This is a genomic window from Orrella sp. JC864 (assembly GCF_037026685.1).
Taxonomy (GTDB): domain Bacteria; phylum Pseudomonadota; class Gammaproteobacteria; order Burkholderiales; family Burkholderiaceae_B; genus Orrella.
Genome location: NZ_JBANET010000005.1, coordinates 141,002 through 160,301 on the forward strand (window position 1 = coordinate 141,002; position 19,300 = coordinate 160,301).

Below are 19,300 nucleotides of genomic sequence, written 5' to 3' on the forward strand. Positions count from 1 at the left end.
CCTGCCGGCGCCGAGCCTATGGAACCCATCATGCCGAACTTCGAACAACTCCAACGCCTGGAACACCTGCCCGCCCAGATCGCCGCCAGCATCGGGCAGCAGATCGCCGCGGGCAACATCAAGCCCGGCGAAAAGCTGCCGACCGAGCAGACGCTGGCCAAAAGCTTCGGCGTCAGCCGCTCGGTGGTGCGCGAGGCCATCGCACAGCTGCGCCACGAGGGCGTGGTCGATACCCGCCAGGGCGTGGGCGCCTTCGTGCTGGATCCGGGCCGGCGCCAGGTCATCCGCATCGAGAGCAACGACCTGACCAACCCCGAGAGCTTTCGCAGCCTCTTTCAACTGCGCGTGCCGCTGGAAGTCGAGGCCGCGGGCCTGGCGGCGCTGCACCATACGGCCGAGGATCTCGAACGCATGGACCAGACGCTGCAGGCCATGCGCGAAATGGACGCCTCCTGGACAGCCGAGACCATCGCCGCCGACGTGGCTTTCCATCGCGCCCTGGCGCTGGGCACGCAGAACGAATACTTCACCCTGTTCGTGGGCTTCATCGCCGAGAAGGTGGGCTCGACCATCAACGTGGCGCGCCAGCGCGCGGTGCTCGACGAGATCGTGCAGGTCACCATCGCCGAGCACCAGGCCGTGCGCGATGCGGTGGCGGCGCGCGACATGGTCGGCGCGCGCCGGGCCATGCTGGCCCACATCCACGGCGCGGCCTCGCGCCTGAGCCTGGACCTGGACGCGGTGCCGGCCGGGCGCGCCGCGACAGGCCGGGCCGCCCCGGCCGGGGGGCCGCCGGACCCGCGCTGAAGCGGGCGCGGCGGGCAGGCACAGACATCGAACAAAGGAGACAATCCATGCCGGCGACAGAGCAAGATCCACGCGGCGACATCGACGCGCAATTTCCCCCCGAGGCCGCCGCGCTGGCGGCCGCCGATATCCTGCCCGGCGACGCCGCGCAGGCCCGGCTGGTGGGGCGCGTCTGGTCGGACGCGGCCGGCGGGCCTTGCCCCGTGCTGGTCCACGAGGGGCGCGTGCACGATCTGTCGGGCCGCGCGCCCACCTTGTCCGAACTGCTGGAGCAGGCCGAGCTGCCGCGCTGCTTCGACGACGTGCGGCCTTATCCCGAGCTGGGTACGCTGGACGATTTCCTGTCCGGGCGCGCCGGACGGCTGCTGGCGCCGCTGGACCTGCAGGCCGTCAAGGCCGCCGGCGTCACCTTTGCCGACAGCATGCTCGAGCGCGTGATCGAGGAACGGGCCAAGGGCGATCCGGCGCAGGCGCAGGCCGTGCGCGAACGTCTGGCGCCCGTGCTGGGCGAGAACCTGCGCGGCATCGTGGCCGGCTCGCCCCAGGCCCGCGAGGTCAAGCGGCTGCTGCAGGAAATGGGCCTGTGGTCGCAATACCTGGAAGTGGGCATCGGACCCGACGCCGAGATCTTCACCAAGGCCCAGCCCATGTCGTCGGTCGGTTGCGGCGCGCGCATCGGCATCCATCCGGGTTCGGATTGGAACAATCCCGAGCCCGAGGTGGTGCTAGCCATTGCCTCGGACGGGCGCATCGTCGGCGCCACGCTGGGCAACGACGTCAACCTGCGCGATTTCGAGGGCCGCTCGGCCCTGCTGCTGGGCAAGGCCAAGGACAACAACGCCTCGTGCGCGATCGGGCCGTTCATCCGCCTGTTCGACGAACGCTTCGACCTGCGGGCGCTGGCCCGCGTCGAGGTGACGCTGGACGTGCAGGGCCCGGACGGCTTTGCCCTGCGCGCGGTCAGCCCCATGGCCGCCATCAGCCGCACGCCGCAAGACCTGGCCGGGCAGCTGCTGAACCGCTGCCACCAGTATCCGGACGGCGCGGTGCTGTTCCTGGGCACGCTGTTCGCGCCCACGCAGGACCGGCGCGGCCCCGGGCAGGGCTTCACCCACGAGGTCGGCGACCGGGTGCAGATCGCCGCGCCCGAGCTGGGCCGGCTGGTCAACTGGGTCGAGCGCGCCGATGCGTGCAGCCCCTGGACCTTTGGCGTGCGGGCATTGATAGACAACCTGGCGCGGCGCGGCCTGCTGGCCCGCTAGCGCCCGATAGCGCGGGGCGGGCGCACTACCGCGGCGCCCGTCCGCAAAGAAGAACGCCCGGGCCAAGAGCCCGGTCCATCCAAAGGAGCAGGCATGCAAGCTGCCATCGATATGTTCTACCGCGTGCTGGGCGCCATCCTGGTCGTGCTGCTGACCGGCATGGTCCTCATGGTGTTCGGCAACGTCGTGCTGCGCTACGGCTTTAACTCCGGCATCCTCGTGTCCGAGGAGCTCTCGCGTTTTTGCTTCGTCTGGCTCACCTTCCTCGGGGCGGTGCTGGTGTTTCGCGAACACAGCCACCTGGGCATCGAGACGCTGGTGCAGCGCCTGTCGCGCCGGGGACGCCTGGTGTGCATGGCGCTGAGCAACCTGATCGTCATGGGCTGCGCGGCGCTGTTCTTCTCGGGCGCGTACATGCAGTTCGAGATCAACGCCACCATGTTCGCGCCGGTCACCGGCCTGTCGCTGGCCTGGGTGTACGGCGTGGGCCTGTTCACCGGCGCGGGGGTCTTCCTGATCGCGGCGGTGCGCCTGGCCGGCGTGCTGCTGGGCCGGGTCAGCGACGTAGAGATCGCCCGCTTCGTCGGCGAGCACCACGCCGTGTCGGAAGGGGCCTGACATGACGCTGCTCGTTTTCCTGGGCTCGCTGCTGGGCGCCATGGCCATCGGCGTGCCGGTCGCCTTCGCGCTGATCTTCTGCGCCGCCATGATGATGTGGCAGATGGACATGTTCAACGCGCAGATCGTCGCGCAGAACATGGTCACCGGCGCCGACACCTTCACGCTGCTGGCCATCCCCTTCTTCCTGCTGGCCGGCGAGCTGATGAACGCCGGCGGCCTGTCCAAGCGCATCATCGACTTCGCGCTGGCCTGCGTGGGCCACATCAAGGGCGGGCTGGGCATCGTGGCCATCCTGGCCGCGGTGATCATGGCCAGCCTGTCGGGCTCGGCCGCGGCCGATACCGCCGCGCTGGCCGCCATCCTCATTCCGATGATGCGCCAGGCCGGCTACAACGTGCCGCGCTCGGCCGGCCTGATGGCCGCAGGCGGCGTCATCGCCCCGGTGATCCCGCCTTCGCTGGCCTACATCGTCTTCGGCGTGGCGGCCAACGTATCCATCAGCCGCCTGTTCATGGCCGGCATCGCGCCCGGCATCATGATGGGCCTGTCGCTGGTCGCGGTATGGCTGTTCATGGTGCGCAAGTCCGATATCCAGCCGCTGCCCCGGCAAAGCGCCTCGCAGCGCCTGCGGGCCACGGGCCGGGCCTTGTGGGCGCTGGGCATGCCGGTGATCATCCTGGGCGGCATCCGCATGGGCGTGGTCACGCCCACCGAAGCGGCCGTCGTGGCCGCCGTCTATGCCTGGTTCGTGGGCACCTTCATCTACCGCGAACTGCGGCCCGCCGACCTGTACGGCGTGGTGCTGCGCGCGGCCAAGACCACCGCGGTGGTGATGTTCCTGGTCGCGGCGGCGCTGGTGTCGGCGCACCTGATCACGGCCGCCAACATCCCGGCGGAACTGGGCGGCCTGATCGAGCCGCTGATCGACCGGCCCAAGCTGCTGATGCTGGTCATCATGCTGCTGGTCATCGTGGTGGGCACGGCGCTGGACCTGACCCCCACCATCCTGATCCTGACCCCGGTGCTCATGCCCATCATCAAGATGGCCGGCATCGACCCGGTGTACTTCGGCGTGATGTTCGTGATGAACACCTGCATCGGGCTGCTGACCCCGCCGGTGGGCGTGGTGCTGAACGTGGTCAGCGGCGTGGCCAAGGTGCCGCTGGGCAAGGTCATCGGCGGGGTCATGCCCTTCCTGTTTACCTATATCGCTTTGCTTCTGCTGTTCGTGATCTTCCCCGAGTTGATCACCGTCCCCATGCGCTGGCTGACCTAGCCGGCGCGTTTCGGCCGGCCGGACACCCCGGCCGGTGTTTGCACTGGAAAACATGCGTTCGTCGAACGCGGAGGAGAAAGTCATGAAGAAGATCGTGCTGGCCGGCCTGGCCGCTGCCCTGAGCGCCGCATTCGCCCTGCCTGGGACCGCCGCAGAGGGCGACTACAAGTCGCGCAACATCCGCCTGTCCAACGGCCTGGCGCAGGATCACCCGGTGGCCGATGGCGTCAAGGCGTTCAACCAATGCCTGCAGGACAAATCCGGCGGCCAGATGAAAATCACCGCCTACTGGAGCAGCTCGCTGGGCGACGATTTGCAGGCCACGCAGGCGCTGCGCTCGGGCACCCAGGAGGCCGTGATCACCTCGTCCTCGCCGCTGGTGGGGCTGGTGCCGGCGCTGGGCGTGTTCGACCTGCCTTTCCTGTTCGCCGACGAGAAGGAGGCCGATGCGGTGGTGGACGGCGAGTTCGGCCAGTTCATCAACGAAAAGCTGGACGCGGCGGGCCTGATCAACCTGGCCTACTGGGAGAACGGCTTTCGCAACCTGAGCAACTCGCGCGCGCCGGTCAACAAGTGGGAAGACTTCAACGGCATGAAGCTGCGCGTCATGCAGAACAACATCTTCCTGGACACCTTCCGCACGCTGGGCGCCAACGCCACGCCCATGGCCTTCGGCGAGATCTTCTCGGCGCTGGAGACGCGGGCCATCGACGGCCAGGAAAACCCCTTCGTCACCATCGACACCTCCAAGTTCTACGAGGTGCAGAAATACATCTCGGTGACCAAGCACGCCTATACGCCCTTCCTGGTGCTGTTCTCCAAGCCCATCTGGAACCGCTACAGCGACGCCGAAAAGGCCGCGCTGCGCGAATGCGCGGTGGTCGGGCGCGACGAGCAGCGCCGCGTGATCCGCTCGGTTTCGGACGACTCGCTGGCCAAGATCAAGGCTGCCGGCCTGCAGGTCAACGAGATCTCGCCGCAGGAGCAGGAGCGCATGCGCGAGAAGGTGGCGCCGGTCTACGAGAAGCACAAGGCCACCATCGGCGCGGACGTGGTCGAGCGGGTGCAGAAGATCCTGGCCGACCTGCGCGCCAAGAACGCCGGCTGACGCGGCTGGCGGGCGCGGCCACCAGCCGCGCCCGCGGCCGGCAATCCCCCGAAGGAGACACAGGAAAGTGAACGACACCTTGGCAGGCAAGACCGTGCTGGTCACCGCCGCGGCGCAGGGCATAGGCCGGGCTTCGGCCCTGGCCTTCGCGCGCGCCGGCGCGCAGGTGCTGGCCACCGATATCGACCAGGACCAGCTGGCCGCGCTGCAAGGCGTGCCGGGCGTAAGCACGCGGCGCCTGGACGTGCTGGACGAGGCCGCGGTGCGCGAGACGGTCGAGGCGGCCGGCGCCATCGACGTGCTGTTCAACTGCGCCGGCGTGGTGCATGCCGGCGACATCCTGCAGATGCGCGACCAGGAGCTGGATTTTGCCTTCGACCTGAACGTGCGGGCCATGGTGCGCACCATCCGCGCGGTCCTGCCGGGCATGCTGGCGCGCGGCGAGGGCAGCATCATCAACATGGCCTCGGTGGCCGGCTCGGTCAAGGGCGTGCCCAACCGCTGCGCCTACGGCGTGACCAAGGCGGCGGTGGTGGGCCTGACCAAGGCGGTGGCCGCCGACTACGTGGCGCGCGGCATACGCTGCAACGCCATCTGCCCGGGCACGGTGCAAAGCCCCTCGCTGGAGCAGCGCATGCGCGCCCAGGGCGACTACGAGCAGGCGCGCGCCGCCTTCATCGCGCGCCAGCCCATGGGCCGGCTGGGCCAGCCCGAGGAGATCGCCGACCTGGCGGTCTACCTGGCCGGCGCCCGCTATACCACCGGGCAGGTGCACGTCATCGACGGCGGATGGGTCAACTGATGCAGGCCAGCCCGCTGTTCGACCTGCGGGGGCGCCGCGTCCTGGTCACCGGATCGAGCCAGGGCATCGGCCTGGCGCTGGCGCGCGGGCTGGCCGAGCACGGCGCGGCGGTGCTGCTCAACGGCCGCGACGGCGCGCGGCTCGGGCAGGCCGTGGCCGCGCTGCGCCGGGACGGCCTGGATGCCGCGGCGCTGGCCTTCGACGTTACCGATCCGCAAGCCGTGCGCGCCGGCATCGACCGGGCCGAGCGCGAACACGGGCCGCTGGACGTGCTGGTCAACAACGCCGGCGTGCAGCACCGCGCGCCGCTGGAGGATTTTCCCGCCGAGCAATGGGACCGCTTGCTGCGCACCAACGTCTCCAGCCTGTTCCATGCCAGCCAGGCGGCCGCGCGCCACATGCTGGCGCGCGGGCGGGGCAAGATCATCCATATCGCCTCGGTGCAAAGCGAGCTGGGCCGGCCCGGCATCACGCCGTACATGGCGACCAAGGGCGCGGTGCGCAACCTGACGCGCGGCATGGCCACCGAATGGGCCGGGCGCGGGCTGCAGGTCAACGCGATCGCGCCGGGCTACTTCCGCACGCCGCTGAACCAGGCGCTGGCCGACGACGCGCAATTCTCCGAGTGGCTGTGCCGGCGCACGCCGGCCGGGCGCTGGGGCGAGGTGCGCGAGCTGGTCGGCGCCGCGGTGTTCCTGGCCGCCGAGGCGTCCTCCTTCGTGAACGGGCAGGTCATCTTTGTCGATGGAGGGCTGACCGTCAGCCTGTAGCCGGCACCCGGCACGCAGATATACTTTTTTTTTCCTGCACCTTTTTTCATCGCCCGCCGCGGGCCGGCGCCTTCATCGACGCATGCGCGCCGTCCCGCCCACCGCACAGAAGGCCGCTTCATGACTTCCCGATTGTCCCGATTGACCCAGGCGCGCGTGGTCCCGGTGCTGCGCTATGCCGACGCCGACACGGCGTTCTACGCGGCCGAGGCGGCCGCGCAAGCCGGCTTTGCCAGCCTCGAGCTGACCTGGACCATTCCCGGCGTGGCGCAGGTGCTGGCCGCGCTGCGCCAGCAGCATGGAGACAGGCTGCTGCTGGGCGTGGGCACCCTGACCGATGCCGCGCAGGCCGAGGCCGTGCTGGCCGCCGGCGCCGACTTCCTGGTTTCGCCGGCCGTGGCCACCGAGATCGTCGCGCCCGCGCGCCAGGCCGGCGCCCTGTGCCTACTGGGCGCGTTCACGCCGACCGAAGTGCTGGCCGCCCTGCGCGCCGGCGCCGACGTGGTCAAGATATTCCCGGCCGACTCCGGCGGGCCGGCCCACCTGGCCGCCCTGCGCGCCGTGTTTCCCGAGGCGGCCTTCTGCCCGACAGGAGGCATCGCGCGCGGCAACATGGCCGACTATTTCAAGGCGGGCGCCACGTTCGTGGGCATCGGCTCCAGCCTGTTCGACAAGCAGGCCTTTGCCGCGCGCGACACCGCCGCGGTGGTGGCTGGCGCGCGCGCCATCCTGGAGGCGGCCCATGCGTGACTTCGACGTCCTCGGGCTGGGCGAGCCCCTGATCGAGTTCAACCAGATCGAGCGCGGCCAGCCCGGCTTTCGCCAGGGCATCGGCGGCGATACCTTCAACGCCGTGGTGGCGGCGGCGCGCCAGGGCGCGCGCACCAGCTATATCGGGCGCATCGGCGGGGCCGACGACTTCGGCCGCCTGCTGCGCGAGGCCTGGCGCAGCGAAGGCGTGGACGCCTCGGGCATGGTCCAGGATCCCGAAGCCAACAACGGCCTGTACTTCATCGAGCACGACGAGCAGGGCCACCGGTTCAGCTACGTGCGCCGGCATTCGGCCGCCTCGCGCATGCAGCCGGCCGACCTGGACAGCGGCCTGATCGAGCGGTCGCGCTTTCTGCACGTCTCGGGCATCAGCCTGGGGCTGAGCCAGAGCGCCTGCGATACCGTCTTCGCCGCCATGGAGCGGGCCCGCCAGGCCGGCACCCGGGTCTGCCTGGACGCCAACCTGCGCCTGAAGCTGTGGCCGCTGGCGCGCGCCCGCGCCATCCTGCGCGAGGCCATCGCCCAGGCCGACGTGTTCCTGCCCGGCATGGACGACATGCAGCAGCTGACCGGCCTGCAGGCGCCGCAAGCGGTGCTGGACTGGACGCGCGCGGTCAATCCCCGCGCCGTGGTGGTGCTCAAGCGCGGCCGCGACGGCGTGATGCTGGACCACGACGGCCGCCGCCACGCCGTGGCGCCATGCAAGGTCGAGGCGGTCGATGCCACCGGCGCGGGCGACTGCTTCGCGGGCAGCCTGCTGGCCCGCCTGTCGGCCGGCGACGATTGGATCCAGGCGGTCGAGTACGCCAATGCGGCCGCGGCGCTGTCGACCACGCGCTATGGCGCGGTGGCCGCCTTGCCGCGCGCCGACGAGGTGCGGGCTTTCATGGCGCGGGCGCAAAGCTAGCGGCGGCAGGCCCGGGCCTTGCGCAGGCCCGGCCGCCGGCCCGCCGGGGCCTCAGGCGGGCTGGGCCTGGGCCGCCCAGCGGGCGGCCTCGTCCAGCGACGCCACGATGCCGTCCACGTCCAGCGTGCGCACGTCCTGGCCTTCGTTATAGCCGTACGGCACCGCCAGCACCTTGCAGCCGGCCGCGCGCGCGGCCTGCGCGTCGTTCATCGAATCGCCGATCGCCAGGCAGCGGGCCGGCTGCACGCCCAGCAGCGCGCAGGCGTGCAGGACGGGGGCCGGGTCCGGCTTTTTGCGCGGCGTGGTGTCGCCGCACACCACCGCATCGAAGAACCTGGCCAGGCCGGCCTTGACCAGCAGCGGCTCGGTGAAGGCGGTGGGCTTGTTGGTGACCACGGCCAGCTTGAGCCCCTGGCCGCGCATCGCTGCCAGCCCTTCGAGCACCCCCGGGAACAGCGTGGACCTGTCGCCGTTGACCAGGTGGTAGTGGCGATGGAAGGAGGCCAGCGCTTGTTCGAAGCGCTCGGGGTCGGGCTCGCCCGGGTCGCGGTCGGCCGCCAGTGTGCGGCGCACCAGGTGCTCGGTGCCCTTGCCCACGAAGGTGGCCAGCATGGCCTGGCGCAGCGGCGCCATGCCCAGCTCCACGCGCATGGCGTTGGCCGCGTGGGCCAGGTCGGGGATGGTGTCGAGCAAGGTGCCGTCCAGGTCGATCAGGACGGCGTCGAAGGCGCGGGCGTCAGGCACTGAGGGTCTCCGCAAGGGCGATCTGCTCGCGCATGGCGTCGATCACGGTCTTGTAGTCGGGCTTGCCGAAGATGGCCGAGCCGGCCACGAAGGTGTCCGCGCCGGCGGCGCGGATCTGGGCGATGTTGTCGATCTTGACGCCGCCGTCGATCTCCAGGGCGATGGGCTGGCCGCCCACGCGCGCCCAGGCGTCGATGCGGTGGCGCGCATCGCGCAGCTTGGCCAGCGTCGAGGGCAGGAAGCTTTGCCCGCCAAAGCCGGGGTTGACCGACATCAGCAGCACCAGGTCGAGCTTGTCCATCACGTGGTCCATCCAGGCCAGGGGCGTGGCCGGGTTGAAGACCAGCCCGGCCTGGCAGCCGTGGTCGCGGATCAGCGACAGCGTGCGGTCCACGTGGCGCGAGGCTTCCGGGTGGAAGGTGATGAGGTTGGCGCCGGCCTTGGCGAATTCGGGGATCAGCGCATCGACCGGCTCGACCATCAGGTGCACGTCGATGGGCACCTGCACGTGGGGCCGGATGGCGGCGCAGACCATGGGGCCGATGGTCAGGTTGGGCACGTAATGGTTGTCCATCACGTCGAAATGGATCCAGTCCGCGCCGGCCGCCACCACGTCGCGGACTTCCTCGCCCAGGCGGGCGAAATCGGCCGACAGGATGCTGGGGGCGATGCGGGCGGGGGGCAGGGGATTACGGTCGGGCATGATCGGGGCCGGATGGCAAGGGCATAATGTGCCATTATTGCAGTTCGGCGCATGCCCCGCCCGCCGGGGCCGCCTGGCGGGGCCAGGCGCGCCCGGCCCAAGGGCCTTACCCCGGAACCGCCCGTGAAACCATACGATCTCACCGTAGTCGTGGCACCGCGTTTCGTGCCCGAGCAATCCGATCCCGCCGCGCAGCAGTACGTCTTCGCCTATACGGTGCGCATCACCAATACCGGCGAGCGGCCGGCGCAGGTCATCGCGCGCCACTGGATCATCACCGACGGCAACCAGCGCGAGCAGGAAGTGCGCGGCCTGGGCGTGGTCGGCCAGCAGCCGCTGCTTGCGCCGGGCGAAACCTTCGAATACACCAGCGGCTGTCCGCTGCCCACCCCGGTGGGCACCATGCGCGGCACCTACCATTGCGTGGGCGAGAACGGCATCCCCTTCGAAGTCCCCATTTCCGAATTCGTGCTGGCCATGCCGCGCACCCTGCACTGAGCCTTTATGAAGCGTCTTTCCGCAGTCCTGACCGTGACGGCCATGCTGGCCGCCTGCTCCACGCCCACCAGCCGCCAGGACGCGCCGCCCGATACGGGCGTGCCCGGGGCCCCGGCGCCCGGCGTGCCCGCCCTCGAGGGTCCGCTGGTGGTGCCGCCGCTTGCGCGCCTGCCCGACACCGCGCCGCGCCAGCTGGCCGGCCGCTGGGCGCAGGCCGGCTTTGCCGAGCTGCCCGGCTGGAACGCCGACGACATGCGCGGCGCCTGGGACGCCTTCCTGCGCAATTGCCGCGGACTGATGCGCCCGACCGGCGGGCCGCTGACCGCGCCGGCGCGCGCGGCCCCGCGCGACTGGCAGCCGGTGTGCGCGGCCGCGGCCGATCCGGCCCAGGCCCCCGACCCGGCCGACGCCGCCGCGGTGCGCCGCTTCCTGCAAACCCACCTGCAGCCCTGGCGCCTGCTCGATGCGCAGGGCAAGCCCGCGGCCAACACCGTCACCGGCTACTACGAACCCCTGGTGCGCGGCTCGCGCCGCCAGGGCGGCAAGTACCAGTGGCCGCTGTACGCGCCGCCCGAGGACCTGCTGACCATCGACCTGGGCTCGGTCTATCCCGAGCTGGCCGGCAAGCGCGTGCGCGGCAAGCTCGAAGGCCGCCGCGTGGTGCCCTACGACACGCGCGCCGAGATCGCGGCCGCCAGCCATCGCCAGCCCAAGGCGCTGGTGTGGGTGGACGATCCGGTCGATGCCTTCTTCCTGCAGATACAGGGTTCGGGGCGCGTCGAGCTGGCCGAGGGCCCGGGCGCGGGCACCACCATCCGCATGGCCTACGCCGACCACAACGGCCGGCCCTATGTGTCGATCGGCCGCTGGCTGGCCGACCAGGGCGAGCTGCCGCTGGCCCAGACCTCGATGCAGAACATCCGCGCCTGGGCGCAGCGCAATCCGGGCCGCGTGCAGGAAATGCTCAACGTCAATCCGGCCATGGTGTTCTTTAGCGAGGAGCCCGTGATCGATCCCGAGGCCGGTCCCAAGGGCGCGTACGCCATTCCCCTGACCGGGGGGCGTTCCATCGCCGTGGACGCCAGCTTCGTGCCGCTGGGCACGCCGGTCTTCCTGTCCACCACCCAGCCGGCCAGCACCCAGCCGCTGAACCGCCTGGTATTCGCCCAGGACACCGGCGCGGCCATCCGGGGCGCGGCGCGGGCCGACTACTACTGGGGCTACGGCGAGGCGGCCGGCGCCCTGGCCGGGCGCATGAAGCAGCGTGGCCAGATGTGGGTGCTGTGGCCGCGCGCCGCCGGCCAGCCCAAGGCACGCTGAATGAGCATCCTCGTTTGCGGCAGCGGCATCGTGGGGCTGGCCAGCGCCCTGGCGCTGGCGCGCGCGGGACAGCAGGTCGCCCTGCTGGGGCCGCGCAAGCCGGTGCCGCCGGCCGGCGAGCTGTACCACCCGCGCGTCTACGCCATCTCGCCGGCCAGCCAGGCTTTCCTGGCCGAGCTGGGCGCCTGGGACGCGCTGCCGGCCGGGCGCATCGCCGAGGTGCAGTCCATGGACGTGCGCGGCGATGCGGGCGGGCGTGTGCTGCTGCATGCCTGGCAGGCCGCGCGCGCGCAGATGGCCTGGATCGTCGAGGCCGGCGAGATCGAGCGCGCGCTGGCCCAGGCCGTGCAGATCCGCGGCATCGAGTGGATCGCCGAGCACTATGCCTCCTACGAGCAGGGCGAACTGATCACGGCCTCGGGGCGCCGGCTGCGTCCGGAACTGACCGTGGCCGCCGACGGCGCGCGCTCGGCCTTGCGCGCCGCCGCCGGGGTGCGGGCCGAGGCGCGGCCCTACGACGCCGTCGGCCTGGTCACCCACCTGGACGCGCGCCTGGCCCACGGCGGCTGCGCCTTCCAGTGGTTCCGCGAGGACGGCGTGCTGGCCCTGCTGCCGCTGCCCGATACGGCGCAGGGCGCGCAGGTGTCCATGGTGTGGTCCATGAAAGCCGAGCCAGCGCGTGCGCTGCAGGCCTTGCCCGCCGGCGAGCAGGCGCGTGTGCTTACCGAGCGGCTGGCGCAGGCCACCGGCGGCGTGCTGGGCGAGCTCGCGCCGCGCCAGCCGCTGCTGGGTTTTGATCTGACGCTGGAAAGCTCGGCTATGATCGGCGAACGCCTGGCGCTGGTGGGCGATGCGGCGCACCGCGTGCATCCGCTGGCCGGCCAGGGCCTGAACCTGGGCCTGGCCGACGCCAAGGCCCTGGCGCAGGCGGTCGCCGGCCGCGAGGCATTCCGTCCGGCCGGCGATCCGCGCGTGCTGCGCCGCTACCGGCGCGCGCGCGCCGAGCCGGTCCTGGCCATGAGCCTGGCCACCGACGGGCTGCAGCAGCTCTTTGACGCGCCCTGGGGCCTGGCCCGCTGGCTGCGCAACGCGGGCATGCATGGCGTCGAGCGCCTGCCCTGGGTCAAGCGGCAGCTGATCGCGCGGGCTTCCGAACAATGAGGGTGGCAATTCCGATGCAAGAATCGACGCAGGCAAGTTTCTCCCCGGCAAGGCGGCCCAGCGGCGCCCGTCGCGGCATGCGGGCCCGGGCAGGCGCGTTGGCCCTGGCCTGGCTGCTGGGCCTGGGCGGCATCGCGCAGGCCGCCCAGGACGCCGAGGCCGACACCGAGGCCGTGCGCAAGCTGTTTTCCGAGCGTTTCAACGACGTGCCGGTGGCGGCCGTGCGCCTGACGCCCTACGGCCTGTACGAGGTGCAGGTCGGCAGCGACCTGGTCTACACCGATGCCCAGGTCACCTTCCTGCTGGACGGCACGCTCATCGACGCCGAGACCCGCCGCGACCTGACCCGCGAGCGCCGCGAGGCGCTGCTGGCCGTGCCCTTCGACGAACTGCCGCTCGCGCTGGCGGTCAAACAGGTCAAGGGCGACGGCTCGCGGCGGCTGGCCATCTTCGAGGACCCCAACTGCGGCTACTGCAAGCAGATGCGCCACACGCTCGAGGACGTCGACAACGTCACGCTCTACACTTTCCTGCTGCCCATCCTGACGCCCGACTCGCACGAGAAGGTCCGCGACGTCTGGTGCGCCGGCGACCCCGTGCGGGCCTGGGACGACTGGATGCTGCGCAACAAGCCTCCTGCGCGGGCCACTTGCGAGCATCCCGCCGACCAGGTCATCGCCCTGGCGCAGAAGCTGATGGTGCGGGGCACCCCGACGCTGTTCTTCGCCGACGGCACGCGCGCGCCCGGCGCCCTGACGCGCGAGGCGCTCGAGCGCCGCTTGAAATGATCCCGTCCGCCCGCATCTGGTAGGCTGCGGGTGGGCCGCCCACGCGGGGGCGGCTTCGGTTTTTTATAAGGAATCGCCCATGCGCTTGCTTCTTGCCCTGCTGCTGCCCTGGCTGCAGTTTTTCACCATCGGCCGCCCCTTTGCCGGCATCATCTGCCTGGTCCTGCAACTGACCCTGATCGGCTGGATCCCCGCCGCCATCTGGTCCGTCTATGCCTTGAGCCAATACAAGACAGACAAAAAGATCGAGCGGGCCTTGTCCGGCCGCTGATCCGCCGGGGCGCGCAAGCGCCCCCGCCGCCGAGCGTGACGCCGCCCGGATGCGGCGCCCATCCGTTCACCTGCCAGGAGGCCGCGCGTGAAAATCGCCGTGCTCGACGACTACCTGAACGTGGCCAGCGGCTTGGCCGACTGGACCGGGCTCAACCAGGCCGAGGTCATCTTCTTTACCGATCCGCTGCCGCCGGAGCAGGACGTGCGCGCCCAGGTGCTGCAGGATTTCGACGTGGTGGTGGCCATGCGCGAGCGTACGCCGTTCCCCGCCGGGCTGCTCGAGCGCCTGCCGCGCCTGAAGCTGCTGGTGACCACGGGGCTGCGCAACAACGCCATCGACATGCAGGCGGCGCGCCGGCAGGGCATCACGGTCTCGGGCGCGCCGGGCGATCCGCTTAGCGCCAACGCCACTGGCGAACTGGCCTGGGCCCTGATCCTGGGCCTGACCAAGCGCATTCCCCAGGAAGCGGCGGGCATGCGCGCGGGGGGCTGGCAAAGCGCCATGCCCGAAGGGCTGGCCGGCAAGCGCCTGGGCGTGGTCGGGCTGGGCAAGCTGGGCCAGCACGTGGCGCGCGTGGGCCTGGCCTTCGGCATGCAGGTGCAGGCCTGGAGCCCCAACCTGACCGACGAGCGCGCCCGCCAGGCCGGGGTGCAGCGGGTGGGCAAGCAGGAGCTGTTCGCCGCCTCGGACATCGTCAGCCTGCACCTGGTGCTCTCGGCCTCCACGGCTGGCGTGGTCGACGCCGCGGCCTTGCGCGCCATGCGCCCGAGCGCCTACCTGATCAACACCGCGCGCGCCGGCCTGGTCGATAACGCCGCGCTGCTGCAGGCGCTGCAGGCGCGCGCCATCGCCGGCGCCGGGCTGGACGTGTTCGAGCAAGAACCCCTGCCCGAGTCCGACGCCCTGCGCCAGCTCGATAACGTCATCCTGACGCCCCACCTGGGCTACGTCTCGCAGCCCAACTTCCAGGCCTTCTATGGCCACGCGGTCGAGGCCATCGCCAGCTGGATGGGCGGGGTGCCGCTGCGAGTGCTCAACTGAACCCGGACGCGCATGCCTCCCGTCTTTCCCGCCTCCTCCGTCGCCCGCTGGCTGCTCGTCCTGGTCCTGATCGCCGGGGTGTATTTCTTCGGCGGCTTCCTCGTGCCCGTGCTGGTGGCGCTGATCATCGGCTTTGCCAGCTGGCCGCTTTACCAGCGCTGGGTGGCCATGTGCGGCGGGCGCACCACGCTGGCCGCCAGCGTGGCCATCGTGGTGGTCATCCTGGTGGCCGTGGTGCCCCTGTCGCTGGCGCTGTCCTACGCCATCAAAGAGGCCGGCAGCGCCATCGCCTGGCTGCTGGCGGCCAACCGCGACGGCGTGGCCGTGCCGCGCTGGATCCTCTCGCTGCCGGTGGTCGGCGAGCGGCTGGGCGCCTACTGGGAGCAATACCTGGGCGAGCCGCATGCGCTGGGCCACTGGGTGCAGGTGTTCAGCGGCCAGCACCTGGGCAACATCTACCGCGTGGTGCTCTCGGCCACCGGCAACGTCTTCAGCCTGGCCCTGAACGTGCTCTTCATGCTGATCACGCTGTTCTTCGTCTACAAGGACGGCGACCGCATCTCGGCCCAGCTCGACCTGCTGGGCGAGCGCATCCTGCCGGCGCGCTGGCAGCGCTTCTCGCGCGTGGTGCCGGCCACCATCAGCGCCACCGTCACCGGCATGGGGCTGATCGCCATCGGCGAGGGCGTGGTGCTGGGCCTGGCCTACTGGATCGCCGGCGTGCCTTCGCCGGTGCTGCTGGGCGTGATCACCGGCTTCATGGCGCTGATCCCGGGCGGGGCGCCGCTGTCGTTCACGCTGGTGTCGCTCTACCTGATCGGCTCGGACCAGCTGGTGGCGGGCGTGGCCCTGTTCGTCTGGGGCTCGGTCGAGCTTTTCATCGTCGACAAGACCCTGCGCCCGCGGCTGGTCGGCGGCCCGGTCAAGCTGCCTTTCCTGCCCACCTTCTTCGGCCTGGTCGGCGGCGTCAAGACCATGGGTTTCGTGGGCTTGTTCATCGGTCCGGTGCTGATGGCGCTGCTGGTGGCGGTCTGGCGCGAATGGCTGCGCGACGTGCAGGAAGAAACCGACGCCTTGCGCGTGCGCGGCCATAAGCAGAACCTGGCTCAGGCGCAGGCCGGCCCGGACGCGGACGCCGGGCCGCGCCCCGCGCAGGGCGCCGGGCAGCCCAAGGGCGCGCACGACAAGCTGCGCTAAGCGGCCCGGCGGCCGCGGGGCCGGCCGGGCGGTCAAACCTTTTTACAGCCGGTGCCGGCGCGGCGGGCTAAGATCGGTCCGATCGTCGCGCCGGGGCGCCCGCGACCGCGGGCCGGCAGCGCCAGGAGCAAGACGTTGCGCGCTTTTCTTTTCCTCCGATCCCGCCTGGCCGCGCTGGCCGCCGCCTGCCTGGCCATCGCCGGCGCGCCCGCCCTGGCCGCCGAACCGGTCTGCGAAGTCGATACGCCGGTGCGCTTTTCGGGCCTGAACTGGGAATCGAACCTGCTGCTGGTCGAGATCGAGCAGTTCATCCTCGAACACGGCTATGGCTGCCAGACCTCCACCGAGGCCGGCGAGACACTGGCCATGCTGGCCGCCCTGCAGCGCGGCGATGTCGAGGTCACGCCCGAAGTCTGGCCCGGCCAGATCGAGGTGGCCTGGGAAAAGGCGCTGGCCTCGGGCCGGATCATCGGCGTGGGCCACGTGTTCGACGCGGGCGAGGGCTGGTACATCCCGCGCTACACGGCCGAACGGCTGCCCGGGCTCAAGCGCGCCGCCGACCTGCCGCGCTACAAGGACACCTTCGCCGACCCCGAGGACCCCAGCAAGGGCCGCATCTACGGCTGTCCGGCCGGCTGGGCCTGCGACACGCTCAACGTCAACCTGCTGCGGGGCCTGAAACTGGAAGACGACTATGCGCTGTTCGCGCCCGGGGCGGGCGCCGCGCAAAAGGCCGCGATCGTCTCGGCCTACAAGCGCAAGCGCGACATCGTCTTCTACTACTGGACGCCCACCGCGCTGGTGGGCGCGCTGGACCTGGTCAAGCTGGAGCTGCCGCCCTACGACGCCCAGGCCTACACCTGCCTGACCGATCCCAAGTGCGAAGACCCCGTGCCGACCGCGTTCCGCGTCAACAAGGTCGTCACGGGCCTGAACGCCGAATTCGCCAGAAAGGCGCCCAGGCTGACCGAGTTCTTTTCCCGGCTGCACATGCCCGAGGCCGTCATCGACGACACGCTGGGCTGGATGGAGCGCGAAGGCGCCGAGGCCGAAGCGGCCGCGCAATATTTCTTCAAGCGGCACAGCCAGGTCTGGCGCGGCTGGCTGCCGCCCGAGGTCGCCGAGCGGGTGCAGGCGGCGCTGTAGGCCGTAGGGCCGTCTAGCCGCCGGCCATGCGCCGCCGCGCCCAGCGCGCGGCCGGCGGCAGCGCCACGACCAGCGCGGCCAGCACGAACAGGCCCAGCGCGATCGGCTTGCCGAAGAACACGTCCAGCCCGCCGTCGGACAGGATCAGCGTGCGGCGCACGTTGTTCTCCAGCATGGGGCCCAGCACCACGCCCAGGATCAGCGGGATGGCCGAATACTGCAGCTTGAGCATGAAGAAGCCCAGGCCGCCGGCGGCCAGCACCAGCAGCACGTCCAGCATGTTGTAGTTGATGGAGTACACCCCGAACAGGATCAGGCCGATCACCACGGGGTAGAGCAGGGCGGTGGAGATGAACACCACGCTGGCCAGCAGGGGGATCATCAGCAAGGTGATGAACAGCAGCATCAGGTTGCCCAGCCAGAAGCTGCCGAACACCGTCCAGACGAATTCGCTGTCGTTGGCGAACAGCAGCGGGCCGGGCTGCAGGCCCAGCATCAGCAGGCCGCCGAGCATGATGGCGGTGGTGGCCGAGCCGGGTATGCCCAGCGTGAACATCGGCACCATCGAGACGTAGGCCGCGCTGTTGTTGGCCGATTCGGGCGCGGCCACGCCTTCCAGGGCGCCCTGGCCGAAGGCCTGCGGATCGCGCGAGAGCTTCTTGGCGCCGGCGTAGGCCAGCATGGTGGCGGCGGTGGCGCCCACGCCCGGCAGCACGCCCACCAGCAGCCCCATGACCGAGCCCAGCAGCAGCGCGCCCTTGCAGCGCACCATGTGGCCGACCCGCGGCAGCAGGCTGCGCAGCGAATACGAGGCGGCCACCGGCGCGCCCTGGCTCTTGTGCGAGATGTTGTAGAAGATCTCCGACAGGCCGAACACGCCCACCGCCACGATGGTGAAATCCACGCCGTCCATCAGGTCCATCAGGCCGAAGGTGTAGCGCGGCGGGCCGGCGATGGGATCCATGCCGATCATGCCTATCCACACGCCCAGCGCCAGGCTGGCGAAGCCCTTGAGGACGTTGCGCCCGCCCAGCACGCTGACCAGCGAGAAGGCCAGCACCATGACCGCCGTCATCTCGGCCGGGCCGAAGCGGATCGCCACGCGCGCGATGGCCAGGGCCAGCAGGGCCATGAACAGCAGCCCCACCAGGCCGCCGAAGAATGAGGCGAACACGCTGATGCCCAGCGCCTCGCCGGCCCGGCCCTGCTTGGCCAGCGCATAGCCGTCCAGCGCCGTCATCACCGAAGCGGACTCGCCCGGGATGCCCAGCAGGATGGAGGTGACCGCGCCGCCGAACATCGCGCCGTAATAGATGCCGGCCAGCCCGGCGATGGCCTCGGTGCCGCCAAAGCCGATCGCCACCGGCAGCATGATGGCCACCCCGGCCGCCGGTCCCAGTCCGGGCAGCACGCCCACCAGCAGCCCGATCAGTACGCCGGCCAGCGTGGCGGCCAGCACCGACCAGGTCAAGGCGTGGCCGATGCCTTGGATCAACAAGCCTAGCGATTCCATGGTTATTCCTTGTGTTTGCCGTCCGGCCCGAACAGGAGGGACAAAGCGCCGGCCGCTAGAAGCCCAGCAGGCCCCGCGGCAGCGGCACGTCCAGGTACACGCCGAAGGTCAGGCAGGCCAGCAAGGGAAACAGCACGGCCGTGGCCAGCACCTTCACGGCAAAGCGCCTGTCCCAGCGGGGCCGGATCAGCGCGGCCAGGGCCGGCACCAGGGCCGCGGTGCTCAGCAGCATGCCCAGCGGCTCGCTGACCAGGACAAAAACGGCCAGCAGCGCCACGATGCCCAGCGGCTTGGCCAGTTCGCGCAGCGCCAGGGTCTCGGCCAGCTTCTCCTGGCCGGCCAGGCTGCGTACGAAGTTGGCCACGCTCAGGCCGGCCAGCAGCGCGCCGATCCAGAAAGGGAAGAAGCCTGGGCCGGGATTGCCGCCGTCGATGTAGCCGTAGGACGGCGCCGACAGCGCGATGTACAGGCCCAGCAGGAAAAGAAACGCCGCGAAGGCGCGGTCCACCAGTTCTATCTTCATGCTCGAGGACTCCGCCGCGCCTGCCCGGCCCGCGCGCCATGAACGGACGCGCTAGCCGGACAGGCGTC

Annotated in this window: 21 protein-coding genes; 17 read left to right on the forward strand and 4 right to left on the reverse strand. The window is 70.7% G+C overall.

Annotation, left to right across the window (positions count from 1 at the left end; translation table 11 throughout):
- Positions 1 to 30 precede the first annotated feature (30 nt).
- The 9 genes from V8Z80_RS06920 to V8Z80_RS06960 all read left to right on the forward strand — a co-directional run bounded on the left by V8Z80_RS06920 (position 31) and on the right by V8Z80_RS06960 (position 8,324).
- Complete coding sequence (locus V8Z80_RS06920; protein ID WP_336061471.1) at positions 31 to 807, forward strand: FadR/GntR family transcriptional regulator; 777 nt, start codon at positions 31 to 33, stop codon at positions 805 to 807.
- A gap of 47 nt (positions 808 to 854) precedes the next feature.
- Positions 855 to 2,069: a fumarylacetoacetate hydrolase family protein gene (locus V8Z80_RS06925; RefSeq protein ID WP_336061472.1), complete on the forward strand. Its 1,215-nt coding sequence runs from the start codon at positions 855 to 857 to the stop codon at positions 2,067 to 2,069.
- Positions 2,070 to 2,162: 93 nt separating this feature from the next.
- Positions 2,163 to 2,687, forward strand: coding sequence for a TRAP transporter small permease (locus V8Z80_RS06930; protein ID WP_336061473.1), 525 nt, complete (start codon positions 2,163 to 2,165; stop codon positions 2,685 to 2,687).
- Between the two features lies 1 nt (position 2,688).
- Positions 2,689 to 3,966, forward strand: coding sequence for a TRAP transporter large permease subunit (locus tag V8Z80_RS06935; RefSeq protein WP_336061474.1), 1,278 nt, complete (start codon positions 2,689 to 2,691; stop codon positions 3,964 to 3,966).
- 82 nt (positions 3,967 to 4,048) lie between these two features.
- Positions 4,049 to 5,074 carry a TRAP transporter substrate-binding protein gene (locus tag V8Z80_RS06940; protein ID WP_336061475.1) on the forward strand — a complete coding sequence of 342 codons (1,026 nt, stop codon included), beginning with the start codon at positions 4,049 to 4,051 and terminating at the stop codon, positions 5,072 to 5,074.
- A gap of 67 nt (positions 5,075 to 5,141) precedes the next feature.
- Positions 5,142 to 5,876 (forward strand): SDR family oxidoreductase, encoded by a 735-nt coding sequence (locus V8Z80_RS06945; protein ID WP_336061476.1) that lies wholly within the window; start codon positions 5,142 to 5,144, stop codon positions 5,874 to 5,876.
- Positions 5,864 to 6,646 (forward strand): SDR family oxidoreductase, encoded by a 783-nt coding sequence (locus V8Z80_RS06950; protein ID WP_336061477.1) that lies wholly within the window; start codon positions 5,864 to 5,866, stop codon positions 6,644 to 6,646. The genes V8Z80_RS06945 and V8Z80_RS06950 overlap by 13 nt, the downstream gene beginning before the upstream one ends.
- Positions 6,647 to 6,766: 120 nt before the next feature.
- Positions 6,767 to 7,396: a bifunctional 4-hydroxy-2-oxoglutarate aldolase/2-dehydro-3-deoxy-phosphogluconate aldolase gene (locus V8Z80_RS06955; RefSeq protein WP_155192745.1), complete on the forward strand. Its 630-nt coding sequence runs from the start codon at positions 6,767 to 6,769 to the stop codon at positions 7,394 to 7,396.
- Entirely contained in the window at positions 7,389 to 8,324 is a 936-nt protein-coding gene (locus V8Z80_RS06960; RefSeq protein WP_336061478.1) for a sugar kinase, read from the forward strand. Before V8Z80_RS06955 ends, V8Z80_RS06960 begins: the two co-directional genes overlap by 8 nt.
- A gap of 51 nt (positions 8,325 to 8,375) precedes the next feature.
- On the opposite strand, the gene V8Z80_RS06965 is transcribed toward V8Z80_RS06960, so the two are convergent.
- Positions 8,376 to 9,068 (reverse strand): phosphoglycolate phosphatase, encoded by a 693-nt coding sequence (locus V8Z80_RS06965; RefSeq protein WP_336061479.1) that lies wholly within the window; start codon positions 9,066 to 9,068, stop codon positions 8,376 to 8,378.
- On the reverse strand, positions 9,061 to 9,771 hold the full coding sequence (gene rpe, locus V8Z80_RS06970; RefSeq protein ID WP_155192752.1) for a ribulose-phosphate 3-epimerase: 711 nt from the start codon (positions 9,769 to 9,771) through the stop codon (positions 9,061 to 9,063). The genes V8Z80_RS06965 and rpe overlap by 8 nt, the downstream gene beginning before the upstream one ends.
- Positions 9,772 to 9,894: 123 nt before the next feature.
- Between rpe and apaG the strand changes: the two genes are divergently transcribed.
- From apaG to V8Z80_RS07010, 8 genes are all read left to right on the forward strand, one after another.
- Complete coding sequence (apaG, locus tag V8Z80_RS06975; protein ID WP_336061480.1) at positions 9,895 to 10,269, forward strand: Co2+/Mg2+ efflux protein ApaG; 375 nt, start codon at positions 9,895 to 9,897, stop codon at positions 10,267 to 10,269.
- A 6-nt stretch (positions 10,270 to 10,275) separates the two neighbouring features.
- Positions 10,276 to 11,589: a murein transglycosylase A gene (gene mltA, locus V8Z80_RS06980; protein ID WP_155192754.1), complete on the forward strand. Its 1,314-nt coding sequence runs from the start codon at positions 10,276 to 10,278 to the stop codon at positions 11,587 to 11,589.
- The gene (locus tag V8Z80_RS06985; protein WP_336061481.1) at positions 11,590 to 12,750 is read left to right on the forward strand and encodes an FAD-dependent monooxygenase; all 1,161 of its coding nucleotides are present in this window, start codon (positions 11,590 to 11,592) and stop codon (positions 12,748 to 12,750) included.
- Between the two features lie 77 nt (positions 12,751 to 12,827).
- A complete protein-coding gene (locus V8Z80_RS06990; RefSeq protein ID WP_155192759.1) occupies positions 12,828 to 13,538 on the forward strand; it encodes a DsbC family protein in 711 nt (236 codons plus the stop codon).
- A gap of 79 nt (positions 13,539 to 13,617) precedes the next feature.
- Positions 13,618 to 13,809 (forward strand): YqaE/Pmp3 family membrane protein, encoded by a 192-nt coding sequence (locus V8Z80_RS06995; protein WP_155192761.1) that lies wholly within the window; start codon positions 13,618 to 13,620, stop codon positions 13,807 to 13,809.
- 87 nt (positions 13,810 to 13,896) lie between these two features.
- Positions 13,897 to 14,853: a D-2-hydroxyacid dehydrogenase family protein gene (locus V8Z80_RS07000; RefSeq protein WP_336061482.1), complete on the forward strand. Its 957-nt coding sequence runs from the start codon at positions 13,897 to 13,899 to the stop codon at positions 14,851 to 14,853.
- Positions 14,854 to 14,865: 12 nt separating this feature from the next.
- Positions 14,866 to 16,050, forward strand: coding sequence for an AI-2E family transporter (locus V8Z80_RS07005; protein WP_442951948.1), 1,185 nt, complete (start codon positions 14,866 to 14,868; stop codon positions 16,048 to 16,050).
- Positions 16,051 to 16,185: 135 nt separating this feature from the next.
- Positions 16,186 to 17,196, forward strand: a complete 1,011-nt coding sequence (locus V8Z80_RS07010; protein ID WP_336061483.1) for an ABC transporter substrate-binding protein — start codon at positions 16,186 to 16,188, stop codon at positions 17,194 to 17,196.
- Between the two features lie 13 nt (positions 17,197 to 17,209).
- Here V8Z80_RS07010 and V8Z80_RS07015 read toward each other — a convergent pair whose 3' ends face one another.
- Both V8Z80_RS07015 and V8Z80_RS07020 read right to left on the reverse strand, forming a co-directional pair.
- Positions 17,210 to 18,709 (reverse strand): tripartite tricarboxylate transporter permease, encoded by a 1,500-nt coding sequence (locus V8Z80_RS07015; RefSeq protein ID WP_336061484.1) that lies wholly within the window; start codon positions 18,707 to 18,709, stop codon positions 17,210 to 17,212.
- A gap of 55 nt (positions 18,710 to 18,764) precedes the next feature.
- Complete coding sequence (locus V8Z80_RS07020; protein ID WP_336061485.1) at positions 18,765 to 19,232, reverse strand: tripartite tricarboxylate transporter TctB family protein; 468 nt, start codon at positions 19,230 to 19,232, stop codon at positions 18,765 to 18,767.
- Between the last annotated feature and the right edge of the window lie 68 nt (positions 19,233 to 19,300).